11 protein-coding genes are annotated in these 16,296 nt (G+C 72.0%); all 11 read right to left on the reverse strand.

Features of this window, described 5'->3' with window-relative positions:
- Positions 1-6 precede the first annotated feature (6 nt).
- Positions 7-1,020: a UDP-glucose 4-epimerase GalE gene (gene galE, locus ACFY04_RS03385; protein ID WP_389113987.1), complete on the reverse strand. Its 1,014-nt coding sequence runs from the start codon at positions 1,018-1,020 to the stop codon at positions 7-9.
- Positions 1,021-1,103: 83 nt separating this feature from the next.
- Positions 1,104-2,720: a glycosyltransferase family 2 protein gene (locus ACFY04_RS03390; protein ID WP_389113988.1), complete on the reverse strand. Its 1,617-nt coding sequence runs from the start codon at positions 2,718-2,720 to the stop codon at positions 1,104-1,106.
- A gap of 70 nt (positions 2,721-2,790) precedes the next feature.
- Positions 2,791-4,236 carry a GTPase ObgE gene (gene obgE, locus ACFY04_RS03395; protein ID WP_389113989.1) on the reverse strand — a complete coding sequence of 482 codons (1,446 nt, stop codon included), beginning with the start codon at positions 4,234-4,236 and terminating at the stop codon, positions 2,791-2,793.
- 169 nt (positions 4,237-4,405) lie between these two features.
- Complete coding sequence (gene rpmA, locus ACFY04_RS03400) at positions 4,406-4,660, reverse strand: 50S ribosomal protein L27 (protein WP_112446573.1); 255 nt, start codon at positions 4,658-4,660, stop codon at positions 4,406-4,408.
- 13 nt (positions 4,661-4,673) lie between these two features.
- Positions 4,674-4,994, reverse strand: a complete 321-nt coding sequence (gene rplU / locus ACFY04_RS03405) for a 50S ribosomal protein L21 (protein ID WP_008738952.1) — start codon at positions 4,992-4,994, stop codon at positions 4,674-4,676.
- Positions 4,995-5,277: 283 nt separating this feature from the next.
- A complete protein-coding gene (locus tag ACFY04_RS03410) occupies positions 5,278-9,195 on the reverse strand; it encodes a ribonuclease E/G (RefSeq protein ID WP_389113990.1) in 3,918 nt (1,305 codons plus the stop codon).
- 235 nt (positions 9,196-9,430) lie between these two features.
- Positions 9,431-10,210 (reverse strand): TIGR03936 family radical SAM-associated protein, encoded by a 780-nt coding sequence (locus ACFY04_RS03415; protein ID WP_389113991.1) that lies wholly within the window; start codon positions 10,208-10,210, stop codon positions 9,431-9,433.
- A gap of 110 nt (positions 10,211-10,320) precedes the next feature.
- Positions 10,321-11,463 (reverse strand): hypothetical protein, encoded by a 1,143-nt coding sequence (locus ACFY04_RS03420; RefSeq protein WP_389113992.1) that lies wholly within the window; start codon positions 11,461-11,463, stop codon positions 10,321-10,323.
- A 63-nt stretch (positions 11,464-11,526) separates the two neighbouring features.
- Entirely contained in the window at positions 11,527-13,452 is a 1,926-nt protein-coding gene (locus tag ACFY04_RS03425; RefSeq protein WP_314244789.1) for a TIGR03960 family B12-binding radical SAM protein, read from the reverse strand.
- Positions 13,453-13,524: 72 nt separating this feature from the next.
- Positions 13,525-15,045 (reverse strand): CHAD domain-containing protein, encoded by a 1,521-nt coding sequence (locus ACFY04_RS03430; protein ID WP_389113993.1) that lies wholly within the window; start codon positions 15,043-15,045, stop codon positions 13,525-13,527.
- 49 nt (positions 15,046-15,094) lie between these two features.
- Positions 15,095-16,294, reverse strand: coding sequence for a rod shape-determining protein RodA (rodA, locus tag ACFY04_RS03435; RefSeq protein ID WP_389113994.1), 1,200 nt, complete (start codon positions 16,292-16,294; stop codon positions 15,095-15,097).
- Between the last annotated feature and the right edge of the window lie 2 nt (positions 16,295-16,296).

Here is a 16,296-nt window from a genome sequence, read left to right on the forward strand (position 1 = left end):
GGCCGGTCAGGCCTTGTGGACGTCCCGGTGGGCGTCCTTGCGAGCCACCTTGTTGGCCTCCCAGCCCGCCCAGGCGGAGGTGACCATCTCACGGACGTCGTGCCGGGCCTTCCAGCCCAGCTCCCCTGTGATCTTGTCGGCCGAGGCCACGACCTTCGCCGGGTCGCCGGGGCGGCGCGGGCTGATCACGGGGGCGATGTCGTGCCCGGTGTTCTTGTTCAGGAGCTCGACCATTTCGGCGACGGAGACGCCCTCGCCGCGCCCGATGTTGACCGTGAGGTCCTTGTAGTCGCCGGCCGCGGCCCACTCGGCGAGCTTGCGGGCGGCCGCCACGTGGGCCTCCGCGAGGTCCTCGACGTGGATGTAGTCGCGGATGCAGGTGCCGTCCGGGGTCGGGTAGTCGTCACCGAAGATCTTGGCGCCCTGGCCGGCGTCGTAGCGCTCGAAGACCATCGGGACCAGGTTGAAGACGCCGGTGTCGGCGAGCTCGGGGGACGCGGCGCCCGCCACGTTGAAGTAGCGCAGGCAGGCGGTGGAGATGCCGTGCGCCCGGCCCGCGGCGCGCACCAGCCACTCTCCGGCCAGCTTGGTCTCGCCGTAGGGGCTCAGCGGCCTGCACGGGGTGTCCTCGGTGACCAGGTCCACGTCGGGCATGCCGTAGACGGAGGCGGAGGAGGAGAAGAGGAAGTTGCGGATGCCCGCGTCGGCCACGGCCTGGAGCAGGACGGCAAGGCCCTGCACGTTCTCGTGGTAGTAGTACATCGGCTTCTCGACGGACTCGCCGACCTGCTTCTTGCCCGCCAGGTGCACCACGCCGGTGATCTTGTGCTTGCGGATGACCTCCTCCACGACCAGCCGGTCGAGGACGGAGCCGACCACCAGCGGGACGCCCTCCGGTACGCGGTTCTCGTCACCCGTGGAGAGGTCGTCGAAGACCACGACCTCCTCCCCCGCGAGCCGCATCGCGCGGACGACGTGCGCGCCGATGTATCCGGCGCCACCGGTGATCAGAAACGTCATGTGTGTCTCCTTGGTGCTGTCCGACTTCGGGATGAAGAGCGCGGCGTTGTGCAGGTATGCGGCCGGGGCCCGGCTACGGGGCCTCAGCCCGCCCCACGGCCCGCCCGGGCCCGGTGGAGGCGGTTGCGTACGAGGTACAGCGCGCCCTCGGCGCCGGGCGCGAGGCGCAGCGCGAGGGCGCCGGCCCCCGTCCGGTAGGGCTGCGCCAGCAGAACACCGTACCGGCTGCTGGGCAGGGCCCGACGGCGAAGCAGTCCGCCCCGGGGGCGCAAGGAGGTGAACACCGAGCTCCCGTCGGCACACCGCACGCCCACCCCGACATTCCAGGCCTGCATCCTGCGCAGCCCCTGGCGGCGGCCCGTGACGGCCAGGTCGGCGAGGCGGAACGGCAGGACGGCGATCCAGCCGCCTCTGCGGTCGGGGTGCAGCTCCACCGGCTGCGCGAGGACCGCCTCGCCGCCCGCACGGGGCAGGAAGCTCAGCTGCGCGGTGACGGGCCCGGCCTCGGCGAGGCGTCCGTACAGATCGTGCAGGTGGATCCGGACGGCGGCGCGGCCGGCCGGTTCGGCGTCGACGGTGACGGGCAGCTCGCCGACCGGCAGCACGGGCAGACCCGCCAGCTCGACCGGGAGCTCCTCGCTCCACACCGGAACTCCGGTCGGACCGGTCGCGTACGGGGGCAGCAGCCGCGGCGGTTCGGCGGCCAGCCGGGTGAGCCGCTCGACGTCGGCGGGCGGGGTCGCGGTGGCGCGCAGCACGGAGACGATCCAGCGGGCGTGGGCCGCGGCGGACTCGATGTCGGCCTCGGGGAAAGTCTCGACGTACTCGCGGGTCAGGGTCCACCAGGCGGCCTGGTACTCGGGGTCCCGGCCGAGCTCGCGCAGGTACATGCGCAGGTCGTACTCCAGGAACTTCACCCGGCAGGCGCTGCCCAGCACCGGGGAGGCCTCGGCGAGGATCCGGGCGGCAGTGCGGTGGGCCTCGATGCGGGAGCGCCAGTTCCCGACGTCCTTGCGGTCCAGGGAGATCGACACCTGGGCGGCGCTGCGGCGCACGTGCCAGACGTAGACGAGGTCGCCGGTGACGGCGATGCGGGGGGCCGCGGCGAGCACGCGGGCGGTGAAGACGAAGTCCTCGTAGATGAACCGGCCGTCGGGGAAGCGCAGGCCGTGTTCCCGGAGGAAGGCGCGCTCGTACAGCTTGTTGACGCAGAGCGTGTCGCGGACGAGCCCGGGCCGGTCCACCGGCCGCTCGATCACCTCGCCCGGTGTGTGCAGTCCGGGCATCCACGGGACGTCGTGGTGCTGGGGCAGCTCCCGCCGTACCGCCGCGCCGACGGTGACCGGGGCATGGTGCTCCTCGGCGGTGCGCACCAGGGCGTCGGCGGCCCCGGGCGGCAGGATGTCGTCGCTGTCGAGGAAGAGGACGTACCGGCCGGAAGCGGCCGCGATCCCGTCGTTGCGCGGGGTACCGCACCCCCCGCTGTTCTCCGTCCGGTGCACGACCTTGAGGCGGGGGTGTACGGCCGCCAGTTCGTCCAGCACCCGCGCGGTGCCGTCGGACGAGGCGTCGTTCACCGCGATGACCTCGGCGACCACCGGGCCCTGGGCGAGGGCCGAGGAAACGGCCTCGCCCACGAGCCCGGCGTCGTTGTACGCGATGACCACGACGGAAACCGTGGGGAGGTTGCTGCTGTTCACCCGGAAGATCCTAGGCGACCGACATAAAGGCGCCTTCAAACCTTCCGGGCACAAGTCCCTCGGGAGGGGGTCAGAACGGCCGGAATTCGTCGTACTCCTGCTGCGCCGAGTCCCCGCGCTTGGCTTCCTTATCCTTGCGGCGCGTGGTGGCCGGGCGCGGAGCCTCCAGACGGTGGTCCTCGCCGCGGCGGCCCAGCATCTCGGCGCCGGCCATCATGGTCGGCTCCCAGTCGAAGACGACCGAGTTCTCGTCGGAGCCGATCGCGACGCCGTCACCGGCGCGGGCGCCCGCCTTCTTCAGCGCCTCCTCGACACCGAGGCGGTTGAGGCGGTCGGCGAGGTAGCCCACGGCCTCGTCGTTGTTGAAGTCGGTCTGGCGGACCCAGCGCTCGGGCTTCTCGCCGCGGACGTTGTAGACGTCCTCGACCTCGTCGTAGGTGATGGTGAAGCCGGAGTCGTCCACGGCCTTCGGGCGGATGACGATGCGGGTCGCCTCCTCCTTCGGCTTGCGGGCACGGGCCTTGGCGATGCCCTCGGCGAGGAAGTAGGACAGCTCCTTGAGGCCCGTACGGGCGACCGCGGAGACCTCGAAGACCTTGTAGCCGCGGGCCTCCAGGTCGGGGCGGACCATGTCGGCGAGCTCCTGGCCGTCCGGGATGTCGACCTTGTTCAGGACGACGAGGCGCGGGCGCTTCTCCAGGCCGCCGCCGTAGAGCTTGAGCTCGTTCTCGATGGCGTCGAGGTCGGCGAGCGGGTCGCGGTCGGACTCCAGCGTGGCGGTGTCCAGCACGTGCACCAGCACCGAGCAGCGCTCGACGTGACGCAGGAACTCCAGGCCGAGGCCCTTGCCCTGGCTGGCGCCCGGGATCAGGCCCGGGACGTCGGCGATCGTGTAGACGGTCGAGCCGGCCGTGACGACGCCCAGGTTCGGGACGAGGGTGGTGAAGGGGTAGTCCGCGATCTTCGGCTTGGCGGAGGACAGCACCGAGATCAGCGAGGACTTGCCGGCGCTCGGGAAGCCGACCAGCGCCACGTCGGCGACGGTCTTGAGCTCCAGGACGATCTCGCCGGTGGTGCCGGGGACGCCGAGGAGCGCGAAGCCGGGCGCCTTGCGGCGGGCGGAGGAGAGCGCGGCATTGCCGAGGCCGCCGCGGCCGCCCTCGGCGGCCACGTAGGTGGTGCCCTGGCCGACGAGGTCGGCGAGGACGTTGCCCTGCTTGTCGAGGACGACGGTGCCGTCCGGGACGGGCAGGATCAGGTCCGTACCGTCCTTGCCGGAGCGGTTGTCGCCCGCGCCGGGCTGGCCGTTGGTGGCCTTGCGGTGGGGGCTGTGGTGGTAGTCCAGCAGGGTGGTGATCGCCTGCTCCACCACCAGGATGACGTCGCCGCCACGGCCGCCGTTTCCGCCGTCGGGGCCGCCGAGCGGCTTGAACTTCTCCCGGTGAACGGAGGCGCAGCCGTGGCCCCCGTTACCCGCGGCGACGTGCAGCTCGACGCGGTCCACGAAGGTGGTCATGGGTGTTCCTCCAGATACATACGGGAATGTCCCGGGCAGGCCTTGCTGCCCATTAAAACGTGGTCTGTATGACAACGCGCCGAGGGCGGACCTCTCTTCCCGGCTTGCGCCGGAAAGAGCTGAGATCCGCCCTCGGGAAGTTACGAACGCTCGATCAGCCGAAGCTGGATCAGGCGGCCGGAACGATGTTGACGACCTTGCGGCCACGGTGCGTGCCGAACTGGACCGAACCGGCCAGCAGCGCGAACAGCGTGTCGTCGCCACCACGACCGACACCCGAACCCGGGTGGAAGTGGGTGCCGCGCTGGCGGACGAGGATCTCACCAGCGGAAACGACCTGACCGCCGAAGCGCTTCACGCCGAGCCGCTGGGCATTGGAGTCGCGCCCGTTCCGGGTGGACGATGCGCCCTTCTTGTGTGCCATGTCTCAGTCCCTCTTACTTCGCAGCCGCGGGGATACCGGTGACCTTGATCGCCGTGTACTGCTGGCGGTGACCCTGGCGACGGCGGTAGCCGGTCTTGTTCTTGTACCGAAGGATGTCGATCTTCGCACCCTTGTGGTGGTCCACGATCTCGGCCTGGACCTTGATGCCGGCCAGGACCCACGGGTCGCTGGTCACGGCGTCGCCGTCGACAACGAGCAGGGTCGAGAGCTCGACCGTGTCGCCAACCTTGGCAGTGGAAATCTTGTCAACCTCAACGATGTCGCCGACAGCAACCTTGTGCTGGCGACCACCGCTGCGCACGATGGCGTACACGCGGATCTCTCTCTCACTCGGGACGGATGCTCCTGAAGCCAGCCGCTCAGGCAAGCCCCGCCAAGAAGGCGGAACCGCACCGATCCGGATTGGACGAGCGGCCTCTCTCGCACGACGCTTGCGCGTACGGAACGTGAGGAAGGTGCTCAGGAGCGCGGCGTTCACTGAGACACGCCGACGGTCTAGGTTACGGGGCCGGTTCCGGAGGGTCAAACCGGGCCCCTACGGCCGTGGGCCCCGCCACTCGGCGGGGCCCACGGCCGCTGTGTCACTCAGCGGTGGATCAGGCTTCGGTCGGAGCCGAGACGGACGGGAGCGTCTGCTGCTCCGCCGCCGCGGTCTTCTTCGTCGCCCGCTTCACCGCGGTCTTCTTGGTCGTGGCCGCCTTCTTGGCCACGGTCTTCTTGGCGGCCGCCGCCTTCTTGGCCGGGGCCTTCTTCGCCGCGGTCGCCTTCTTGGCCGGAGCCTTCCTGGCGGCCTTCTTGGCCGGTACGGCCTCCTCGGCCACCGGTGCGGCGTCCTCGGCGGGCGCTGCGGTCTCGGTCGCCGGGGCCTCGGTCACCGCGGCCTCGACGACCAGCACCGCGGCCTCTGCCGCGCCTGCCGGGGAACCGGCGGGTGCGGTGGCCTTACGGGTGGCACGGCGACGCGGACGGGCCGGAGCGGCCTCCACGACGGGGGCCTCCTCGGCCTCGGCGACGGCAACGACGGCGACCTCGGGCTCGGGCTGCGGCTCGGGCTGCGGCTCGGGCTCGACGACGGGCTCGGGCTCCGGCACGACGACCGGCTCCGGCTCCGGGGCCACCTCGGCCGCGGGGGCCGGGGCACCCGCCGGGGCGGTGGCCTTACGGGTCGCGCGGCGACGGGTACGGCCCTTCGGCGCGGCCTCCGGGGCCGCCTCCGCGGCCTCGGCGGTCTCGACGACCGGAGCGGTCTCGGCGGCGAACTCGGGAGCCGGCTCCAGCACCGTCTCGGCCGGCTCGGTCACCGGCTCGTCCACGACGGGGGCCGGGGCCGGGGCCTCGACCGGAGCGGCCGCACCGCGTGGGGCGCCCGCCGGAGCGGTGGCCTTACGGGTGGCGCGGCGCCGGTTGCGGCGGCTGCTGATGCCCGCGGCGGCCTCGGCCTCGGCCGGGCTGCTGTAGAGCTCCTCGTCCGCGACGAACTCCGGCTCGGGCAGGGCGCGCGGCGCGGCGGCCTCGGCAGCCACCTCCGCCTCGGATTCAAAACCCTCCGTGTCGACCGTCTCGACCTCGTGGTCGTGCTGGTCGAACTCGGTGCGGCCACCGCGGCGCTTGGAGCGCTTGCCGTTGCCACCGCCGCCGATCACGGTCGGGGTCTCCATGTGGACGATGACACCGCGGCCGTTGCAGTGGACGCAGGTCTCGGAGAAGGACTCCAGCAGACCCTGGCCCACCCGCTTGCGGGTCATCTGGACCAGGCCCAGCGAGGTGACCTCGGCCACCTGGTGCTTCGTACGGTCGCGGCCCAGGCACTCCAGCATGCGCCGCAGGACCAGGTCGCGGTTGGACTCCAGGACCATGTCGATGAAGTCGATGACGACGATGCCGCCCAGGTCGCGCAGCCGCAGCTGGCGCACGATCTCCTCGGCCGCCTCCAGGTTGTTCCTGGTGACGGTCTCTTCGAGGTTGCCGCCCTGACCGGTGAACTTGCCGGTGTTGACGTCGATGACGATCATCGCCTCGGTCTTGTCGATCACAAGCGAGCCGCCCGAGGGCAGCCACACCTTACGGTCGAGCGCCTTGGCGAGCTGCTCGTCGATCCGGTACGTCGCGAAGACGTCGACCTCGGAGGTCCAGCGGGACAGCCGGTCGCCCAGGTCCGGGGCCACGTGGTTCACGTAGCCGTGGATGGTCTCCCAGGCGCCGTCGCCGCTGACGATGACCTTCGAGAAGTCCTCGTTGAAGATGTCGCGCACGACGCGGACGGTCATGTCCGGCTCGCCGTACAGCAGGCTCGGCGAAGAGGTCGAGATCTGCTTCGACTTCTTCTGGATGTCCTCCCACTGGGCCTGCAGACGCTCGACGTCGCGGCGCAGCTCGTCCTCGCTCGCGCCCTCGGCGGCGGTACGCACGATGACGCCCGCGTCCTCGGGGACGATCTTCTTGAGGATGGTCTTCAGACGCGCGCGCTCGGTGTCGGGCAGCTTGCGGCTGATGCCGGTCATCGAGCCCTCGGGCACGTAGACCAGGTAGCGGCCGGGCAGCGAGACCTGGCTGGTCAGGCGGGCGCCCTTGTGGCCGATCGGGTCCTTGGTGACCTGCACCAGGACCGACTGGCCGGACTTGAGGGCGGACTCGATGCGGCGCGGCCCGTTGGCCATGCCGAGCGCCTCGAAGTTGACCTCACCGGCGTACAGGACGGCGTTGCGGCCCTTGCCGATGTCGATGAAGGCGGCCTCCATCGACGGCAGCACGTTCTGGACCTTGCCCAGGTAGACGTTGCCGACGTACGAGGTGGCCTCTTCCTTGTTGACGTAGTGCTCGACGAGCACGTTGTCCTCGAGGACGCCGATCTGGGTGCGCTCGCCGGCCTGGCGGACGACCATGACGCGCTCGACGGCCTCACGGCGGGCCAGGAACTCGGCCTCGGTGATGATCGGCACGCGGCGGCGGCCCTGCTCGCGGCCCTCGCGGCGGCGCTGCTTCTTCGCCTCCAGGCGGGTCGAGCCCTTGATGGACTGGACCTCGTCGGAGGACTCGGCCTTCTCCCGCGCGGGGCGCGGCTCGCGGACCTTGACGACGGTACGCACGCCGTCCTCGTCGCCCGCTTCGGCTGCCTCGGCAGGGCCCTCGCCACTGCGGCGACGGCGACGGCGGCGACGGCGGCTGGAGCTGGAGCCGAGGGCCTCGTCGGCCTCCTCGTCCTCTTCCTCCTCGGCGTCCTGCTCGGCGGCGTCCTGCTCTGCGGCCTCGGCCTCGTCCTCGGCGGACTCGTCGAGGTCGGCGGACTCACCGCGACGGCGGCGACGGCCACCGCGCCGGCGGCGGCGCGACGGGCGCTCGCCCGACTCGTCGCCCTCTTCGAACTCGCCGGACTCCTCGTCGAGCTCGGCGGCCTCGGCCTCCGGCTCCTCCTCCGCGAGCACCTCGGGAAGGGAGACCGGGGCGGACTCGGCGACCGGAGCGGACTCGGCGGCGCCGCGCCCACGGCGACGGCGGCGGCCGGCGGGCTGCGCGACGGGGGCCGTGGTGACCTCGGCCTCGAACTCGGTCTCCTCTTCCTCCTCGACCTCTTCGGCCGGGGCGGCGGCGCGAGCGGCCGCGGCGGCCATGGCAGCGGTCTCGGGGGTCTGGAACATCGGCTCGGCGAAGACCGGGGCCTGGAAGACGGCGACGGCGGGACGCGCGGCGCGGCGGGCGCGGGCCGGGGCGGCGGGCTCGGCGCTCTCGGCGACGGGCTGCGGGGCGGCGGCCGGAGCGGCGGAGCGGGTGGCGCGGCGGCGGCCGCCGCGCTTGGGCGAGTCCACCGCGTCGGCGACGGTCACGGCGCGGGCGGCCTTGGGGGCCTCCTCCACGACGGGCGCGGGCTCGGCGGCGGGAGCCTCGGCGACGGCTTCGGCGGCCGGGGCGGTAACGGCGCGGGTGGCACGACGACGGGCACGCGGGGCCGGAGCGGCCGGAGCCTCCTCCTCGACCACGGGCGCGGGAGCCTCGGCGGCCGGAGCCTCCACCACAGCGGCGGCCTCGGCGGCCGGAGCCGCGACGGCGCGGGTGGCACGACGACGGGCACGCGGAGCGGGGGCGGCCGGAGCCTCCTCCTCGACCACGGGCGCGGCCTCGGCCACGGCAGCGGGAGCCTCCGGGGCGGCGACGGCGCGGGTGGCGCGGCGGCGGGTCCGCGGAGCGGGAGCGGCGGGCTCCTCGGCGACCGGGGCGGCTGCGGCCACGGGCTCGGCGGCCGGGGTCTCGACGACGGCGTCGGCGGCCGGGGTCGCCGGGGCGGCCACGGCACGGGTCGCGCGGCGGCGGGGACGAGCGGGGGCGGCGGCCGGAGCGGCCTCTTCGGCGGGGGCGGCCGGGGCGGCCTCGGTCACCGGGGCCGTCTCGGCGACGGCGCCACCGGGCGGGCCCGCGGGCCGGGACGCGGCACGGCGGCGACGGCGCGGCGGCAGGTTGTCGCTGGGGCTGGAGCTGTCGGCGCTACCAGCAGAAGTGATGTCGTTTTCGTTGTTGAGCATTGCGGGCGGTTCTCCCGTCACGCTCCCGGGCGCCGCGGCTGACTTCCGGTCCGGCACGGCTCCGCGTAATGAGCGCGGAACCGGCCTCCGGGGCGCGTTCGCCACACGGGAGCTCTAGTCCATGGCCGCCGGTTCCGTACGTGTTGTCCGTACGGCCTGGCGGAAGTCTTCAGGTCAGTGCGCGGCCCGACCCAGGTGGCTCCCGAGTACCAGGGCTGCGCGACGACGGCGTTCCTTACGCGGCGGGACCTTCCGGCGCCTTCGCGTCGGCTGCTACGGCGGCCGTGGGTGGGGCGGCCGTGTCAGCCTCGCGGTCGGGCGCGAGCGGGTCGGTCACCGTGCCGGACTCCTCGTCGAAGAGCCCCTGCGCCAGCCTGGTCACCGCTGAGGGGACCGGCGGCGCCAGGTCGGCCACAGCTCGGAGACCGGACAGGACGTCGTCGGGTCGCACGGCAGGTGTCAGATGCCGAACAACCAGCCGCAGTATCGCACAGGCATTGTCCAGCGGCCTATCAGCCGGGGCGGGAAGCGCTTCCAGACTGACGACCGCGCCGCGCGTGTCGAAGGTCCGCATTCCGTTCTTGGTCCGGCGCTGCACCTCCACGTTCTCGGCGGCGAGGAAGGCCGTCACGGCCCGTTCGGCCTCGGCGAGCTCCACGCCGTCCAGGCGCAGCTCCCACACGGAGGCGGTCAGCCGGTCCGCGAGGCCCGAGGTGCGGGCCTCGACGGCGTCGATGATGTCGAGTCCGGTGGGCATCGACTCGTCGAGCAGCTCACGGAGCTTCTCGGGGTCGCGGGGCTCGGCGAGCCCGATCTCCAGGTACTCGGCCTCGCTGCCGGTGCCGGTCGGGGCGGCGTTCGCGTACGAGACGCGCGGGTGCGGGGTGAAGCCGGCCGAGTACGCCATCGGCACCTCGGCGCGGCGCAGGGCCCGCTCGAAGGCGCGCTGGAAGTCACGGTGACTGGTGAACCGGAGGCGGCCGCGCTTGGTGTAGCGCAGTCGGATGCGCTGCACCACCGGTGCGGGAGGCGGGCCTTCGGGCTGTCGCTTGCCCAGTGGTTCTTCTCCTTGTGCGGGGCTCCGCGGCTCGCGCGTCGCCCTGAGGTCTGTCGACCCGCTCCGGCTCACCCCTGCCGTCGGGGCAGGGAGATCTCGTCAGCGGGTGCCGCGTCGGCGGCTGTCGTACTACCCAGAGTACGCGCCCGTGACCTCGCCGGTTCCACGGGAGGAGTACCGAACAGCGCACGGCGTACGGTGGCCCGCGCCTCACGGACCGCGGCGCGGCCGGTCCGCCAGACCTCGCGGACGGCGTGCCCGACGGGGGTGAGCACGTGCCGGTACACCTGGGACGCGGGCCACCCGATCAGCACCCAGCCGATCCGTTTGAGTCCGCGCCACAGGGCGCGGGTGATCAGCCCGGCCACGTGCCAGGCCCATACGAGGACCCGTCCGGCCGGTGCGAGCACGTACCGGTACAGGCCGATGGCCAGCCACCCGAGGCCGAGCCCGAAGGGCCGCAGCAGATACCGGTACACGGCGACCACCAGCCACGCGAAGCCCAGCCCGACCGGCCGCAGCAGATACCGGTACACGGCGACCACCAGCCACGCGAAGCCCAGCCCGACCGGCCGCAGCAGATACCGGTACACCGCGACCACCAGCCACACGAGACCCAGCCCGACCGGCCGCAGCACGTACCGGTGGACCACCGCGGCCAGCCATGCGATCCCGCGGCCGACGGGTGCGAGCACGTAGCGCCACAGCCCGACCCACGGCCAGACGAACAGCGTCATGCCGAGGGCCCATCCGATCCAGCCGACGCCCTTGGCGAGGGGCGCGAGCAGGTAGCGCATGCCGCCCCGGCCCAGCCAGGCGAGCGCCCCGCCGAGCGGACGCAGCACGTAGGCGCCCAGGAACCGCCCGGCCGGCGCGAGCAGGTGGTCGTACGCGCCGCGGCACAGCCATGCCAGTCCCTGGCCGACCGGGGTGAGCACGTACCGCCAGAGCCCGACCCACGGCCAGACGAAGACCAGCTTGAGCAGGGTGGTCAGCAGCCATCCCAGCGCCCGGAGCAACGGCTCGATGACATGGACGTACAGCGGCCGCAGGACGTGCCGGTGCGCAGCCCGGCCCCCGGCGACCAGCAGTTCCCAAACCACTCGTACGGGCAGTACGACGAGTACGGCGACGATCTTGACGGGGACCCTGATGACGCCCACCAGGCACCCGTCGCCGCCGCCGACCGGAGGTCGCTTGTCCGTTTCCATGCAGTGAAGGACACGGCGGAGGCCCCCACCCGTTGCGGGCGGGGGCCTCTCGTGACCCAAGGGTTACTTCACGACCGACAGCGGCAGGAGCTTCTTGCCGGTCGGGCCGATCTGGATGTGCGTGTCGAGCTGAGGACACACGCCACAGTCGAAGCACGGGGTCCAGCGGCAGTCGTCGACCTCGGTCTCGTCGAGGGCGTCCTGCCAGTCCTCCCAGAGCCAGTCCTTGTCGAGACCGGAGTCCAGGTGGTCCCAGGGCAGGACCTCCTCGTAGGTGCGCTCGCGGGTCGTGTACCAGGCCACGTCCACGCCGTAGGCGGGCAGGGTCTTCTCGGCCGCCTCCATCCAGCGGTCGTAGCTGAAGTGCTCGCGCCAGCCGTCGAAGCGGCCGCCCGACTCGTACACGGCGCGGATGACGTCGCCGATGCGGCGGTCACCGCGCGAGAGCAGGCCCTCGACGATGCCCGGCTTGCCGTCGTGGTAGCGGAAGCCGATGGAGCGGCCGTACTTCTTGTCGCCGCGGATCTTGTCGCGGAGCTTGCCCAGGCGGGCGTCCGTCTCCTCGGCCGACAGCTGCGGCGCCCACTGGAACGGGGTGTGCGGCTTGGGCACGAATCCGCCGATGGACACCGTGCAGCGGATGTCGTTCTGGCCGGAGACCTCGCGCCCCTTGGCGATGACGTTGACCGCCATGTCGCCGATCTGGAGTACGTCCTCGTCGGTCTCGGTGGGCAGGCCGCACATGAAGTACAGCTTCACCTGGCGCCAGCCGTTGCCGTACGCGGTGGAGACGGTCCGGATCAGGTCCTCTTCCGAGACCATCTTGTTGATGACCTTGCGCATGCGCTCGGAGCCGCCCTCGGGGGCGAAGGTCAGGCCGGAGCGGCGACCGTTGCGGGTCAGCTCGTTGGCCAGGTCCACGTTGAACGCGTCCACGCGGGTCGACGGCAGGGACAGGCCCACCTTGTCGTCCGTGTAGCGGTCGGCGAGACCCTTGGCGATGTCGGCGATCTCCGTGTGGTCCGCGGAGGACAGGGAGAGGAGGCCGACCTCCTCGAAGCCGGTGGCCTTCAGGCCCTTCTCCACCATTTCGCCGATGCCGGTGATGCTTCGCTCCCGCACGGGGCGCGTGATCATGCCGGCCTGGCAGAAACGGCAGCCGCGGGTGCAGCCGCGGAAGATCTCCACGGACATGCGCTCGTGGACGGTCTCGGCGAGCGGGACCAGGGGCTGCTTGGGGTAGGGCCACTCGTCGAGGTCCATGACCGTGTGCTTGGACACGCGCCACGGCACGCCGGAGCGGTTGGGCACGACACGGCCGATGCGGCCGTCCGGCAGGTACTCGACGTCGTAGAAGCCGGGGACGTAGACGTTGCCGGTCTTGGCGAGACGGAGGAGGACCTCTTCGCGCCCGCCCGGCCGCCCCTCGGCCTTCCAGGTGCGGATGATCTCGGTCATGTCGAGGACGGCCTGCTCGCCGTCGCCGATGACCGCGCAGTCGATGAACTCCGCGATCGGCTCGGGGTTGAAGGCCGCGTGGCCGCCCGCGAGGACGATCGGGTGGTCGACGGTACGGTTGCGGGCCTCCAGGGGGATGCCGGCGAGGTCCAGGGCCGTGAGCATGTTGGTGTAGCCCAGCTCCGTGGAGAAGGACAGGCCGAACACGTCGAAGGCGGAGACCGGGCGGTGGCTGTCCACGGTGAACTGCGGCACCTTGTGCTCGCGCATCAGTTCTTCGAGGTCGGGCCACACGCTGTAGGTGCGCTCGGCGAGGACGCCCTCGCGCTCGTTGAGCACCTCGTACAGGATCATGACGCCCTGGTTGGGCAGCCCGACTTCGTACGCGTCCGGGTACATGAGGGCCCAGCGGACGTCGCAGCTCTCCCACTCCTTGACCGTGGAGTTGAGTTCACCGCCGACGTACTGGATGGGCTTCTGCACGTGCGGAAGCAGGGCCTCAAGCTGAGGGAAGACCGACTCGGTCATCACGCGACTTTCGTGAAGCGGGCGGGGGGCAGCTATCTAGCGTACCCCGAGGCTCGGCCGCCCCCACCCACATGATCATTCCAGTGGAGCCCGCAGCGCGGGGTCGGAGGCCTCCGCCCAGATGTCCGGAAGTTCCCGCTCGCTCCGCTCGGCCAGGGCTTCCTCGCGGGCGTAGAGCACGCCCCAGGTGAACGCGGACTCGCCGGCGCCCGTCGCCTGGACGGCGAGGCCGCGCAGGGCCTCGCGGGCCACCACGCTGTCCTGGTGGTCACCGAGCAGGGACTGCACCTTCTTCACCGACTTGGCCAGGTGCTCGGCCGGTTTGCCGAGCGCGGGCGCCGCCGCCTCCGCCGCGTACCGGGCGCGTTTGGCCGCCTTGCGGGCCTCGTGCAGGGCCAGGTCACGCTCATGGCCCGGCTCCTGGGTGAGCGCCGTCCCGACCCGGGCGGCGAGGCGCTCGTAGTCGCGCAGCACCGCCTTCGGCAGGACCGCCTCCGGGGAGCGGGCGGCGGCCTTCTTCAGCGGCGGGGTTTCCAGCACGGCGTCGAGGGCGTCCAGCAGGACGAGGTACCGCTTGCCGTCCAGGGCGGCCAGGACGCGGCGACGCGATCCGGTGCGCCGGGCGGTGTTCCACGTCCGCAGCCTGCTGCGGACCGGGCCGGTCATGAGGGTGCGGGGCAGCTCACCGAGGTGGTTCTGGATCCGCTCCAGCAGCACCTCCTGGTCGCGGTCGACGCCGAGCTCGGCGGCGAGCCAGCGCAGTTCCTCGCCGATCGGGTCGGTGGCCGCCCGGTCGATCACCTTGCGGTACGTCTTGAAGGCGCTGCGGATCCGGCGGCTCGCGACCCGCATCTGGTGGACGGAGTCCGGCAGCCCGCGCCGCACGGCCGGGTCCTGGGCGACGAGCGCGTCGCGCTGTTCGCGCAGGTACGCGAGCACGTGCGCGCCCGTGGTGCCCTCGGGGCCGCCGCTCTCGGGCCGGGCCGGGGGCTCGGCCGCGGTCTCGGCGAGGGCCCGGGCGAGCTTCGAGGGGGCGTCGGAGACCCGGAGTCCGGCCTTGCGGAAGGTCTTCTCCACGGCGTCGAGCAGTTCGGGGTCGACGCCGTCGGCGAGTTCCACCTCGACCTCGGTCCAGGCGGCGGTGGCCTCGCCGCGCTCGGCGAGGACGGCGTCGGTGCTCAGTTCCGCGAGCAGGGCCCCGTCGGCGTCGAGCAGATGGCTGACGCGGCGTGAGGAGAGGAGCCTGACCTGCGGCTGGAGCCCGGCGCCGCGGACGCGGGAGCGGACGAGGGCGGCGAGGGAGGGCGGGACCGTGTCGCTGAGCGCGGCCCCGATCTCGTCGCGCACTCCCGGGGAGACGGGCAGTTTGAGGTGCCAGCCCTCGTCCGCGCCACCCGTTCTGCGCCTCAGGGTGAGACCGTCGGCGGCGAGCCGCTGGTCGGGGGTGTCGTAGTAGACGGCGTCGAGGTCGACGGTGCCCTGGTCGGAGACGGCTGCGATGGCGGCCGTGCCCGTCAGGTCCGGCACCCCGCGCCGGGCAGATTTGGCCTTGGAGAACTCGAATTTCCGCTCGATTTCGCGCTTGGTGTCCGCCATAGACCGAACTTAGTCCTGAACGGATCACGTCGGCAGGGTGAACGGAACATCAGGCTGACAATGGCCTTTGCACCTTGATCGACTGCAGTAGTCCGATCGCCACCCACACCGCGAACATCGACGATCCTCCGTACGAGACGAACGGCAGGGGGAGCCCGGCCACCGGCATGATCCCGAGGGTCATCCCGATGTTCTCGAAGGACTGGAAGGCGAACCAGGCGATGATCCCGGCGCACACGATCGTCCCGTACAGCTCGGTGGTCTCCCGGGCGATCATGCAGGACCGCCACAGGATGACGCCGAGCAGCAGCAGGATCAGCCCGGCCCCGATGAAGCCCAGCTCCTCCCCCGCCACCGTGAAGACGAAGTCGGTCTGCTGCTCGGGCACGAACTGGCCGGTGGTCTGCGAGCCCTTGAACAGCCCGGAGCCGGTGAGGCCGCCGGAGCCGATCGCGATGCGCGCCTGGTTGGTGTTGTAGCCGACGCCCGCCGGGTCGAGCTCGGGGTTGGCGAAGGCCGCGAAGCGGTTGATCTGGTACTCGTCGAGGACGCCGAGCTGCCATATCAGGACGGCGCCGCTCGCGCCGGCGCCGAGCAGGCCCACCACCCAGCGGTTGGAGGCGCCGGAGGCCAGCAGCACGCCGAGCACGATCACGATCATGACCATCACGGAGCCGAGGTCGGGCATCAGCATGACGATGCCCATCGGGGCCGCCGCCAGGCAGAGCGCCTTGACGACCGTGCGGTGGTCCGGGTGGGCGAGGTCGCCCGCGTCCACCCGGGTGGCCAGCAGCATCGCCATCACCAGGATGATCGTGATCTTCACGAACTCGGACGGCTGGAGGGAGAATCCGCCGCCGATGACGATCCACGCGTGGGCGCCGTTGATGGTGGCGCCGAGCGGGGTCAGCACGGCGAGGATCAGCACGAGGGAGAGCCCGTAGAGGATCGGCACGGCGCCGCGCAGGGTGCGGTGGCCGAGCCAGATCGTGCCGATCATCAGCACGAGGCCGATGCCGGTGTTCAGGGCGTGCCGGGCCAGGAAGTAGTACGGGTCCCCCTGGTTCAGGGTGGTCCGGTTGCGGGTCGCCGACCACACCAGCAGGGCGCCGATGAAGGAGAGGGCGAGCGCGGAGAGGAGTATCGGCCAGTCGAGCCGGCGCACCACCGAGTCGCGGGCGGTGAGCTTGGCCATCGCCCCGCGCTCGGGCGCGTACCGGGAGACGGAGAACTTGTTGGCGGTCTGCATGT

Source organism: Streptomyces sp. NPDC001549 (genome assembly GCF_042894025.1).
Lineage (GTDB): Bacteria > Actinomycetota > Actinomycetes > Streptomycetales > Streptomycetaceae > Streptomyces > Streptomyces kutzneri.

Coding starts and splice junctions, on each gene's coding strand:
- rodA (WP_389113994.1), bottom strand. CDS start 16,294: ATGCAGACCGCCAACAAGTTCTCCGTCTCCCGGTACGCGCCCGAGCGC.
- obgE (WP_389113989.1), bottom strand. CDS start 4,236: ATGACCACCTTCGTGGACCGCGTCGAGCTGCACGTCGCCGCGGGTAAC.
- rpmA (WP_112446573.1), bottom strand. CDS start 4,660: ATGGCACACAAGAAGGGCGCATCGTCCACCCGGAACGGGCGCGACTCC.
- ACFY04_RS03410 (WP_389113990.1), bottom strand. CDS start 9,195: ATGCTCAACAACGAAAACGACATCACTTCTGCTGGTAGCGCCGACAGC.
- ACFY04_RS03420 (WP_389113992.1), bottom strand. CDS start 11,463: ATGGAAACGGACAAGCGACCTCCGGTCGGCGGCGGCGACGGGTGCCTG.
- ACFY04_RS03430 (WP_389113993.1), bottom strand. CDS start 15,045: ATGGCGGACACCAAGCGCGAAATCGAGCGGAAATTCGAGTTCTCCAAG.
- galE (WP_389113987.1), bottom strand. CDS start 1,020: ATGACGTTTCTGATCACCGGTGGCGCCGGATACATCGGCGCGCACGTC.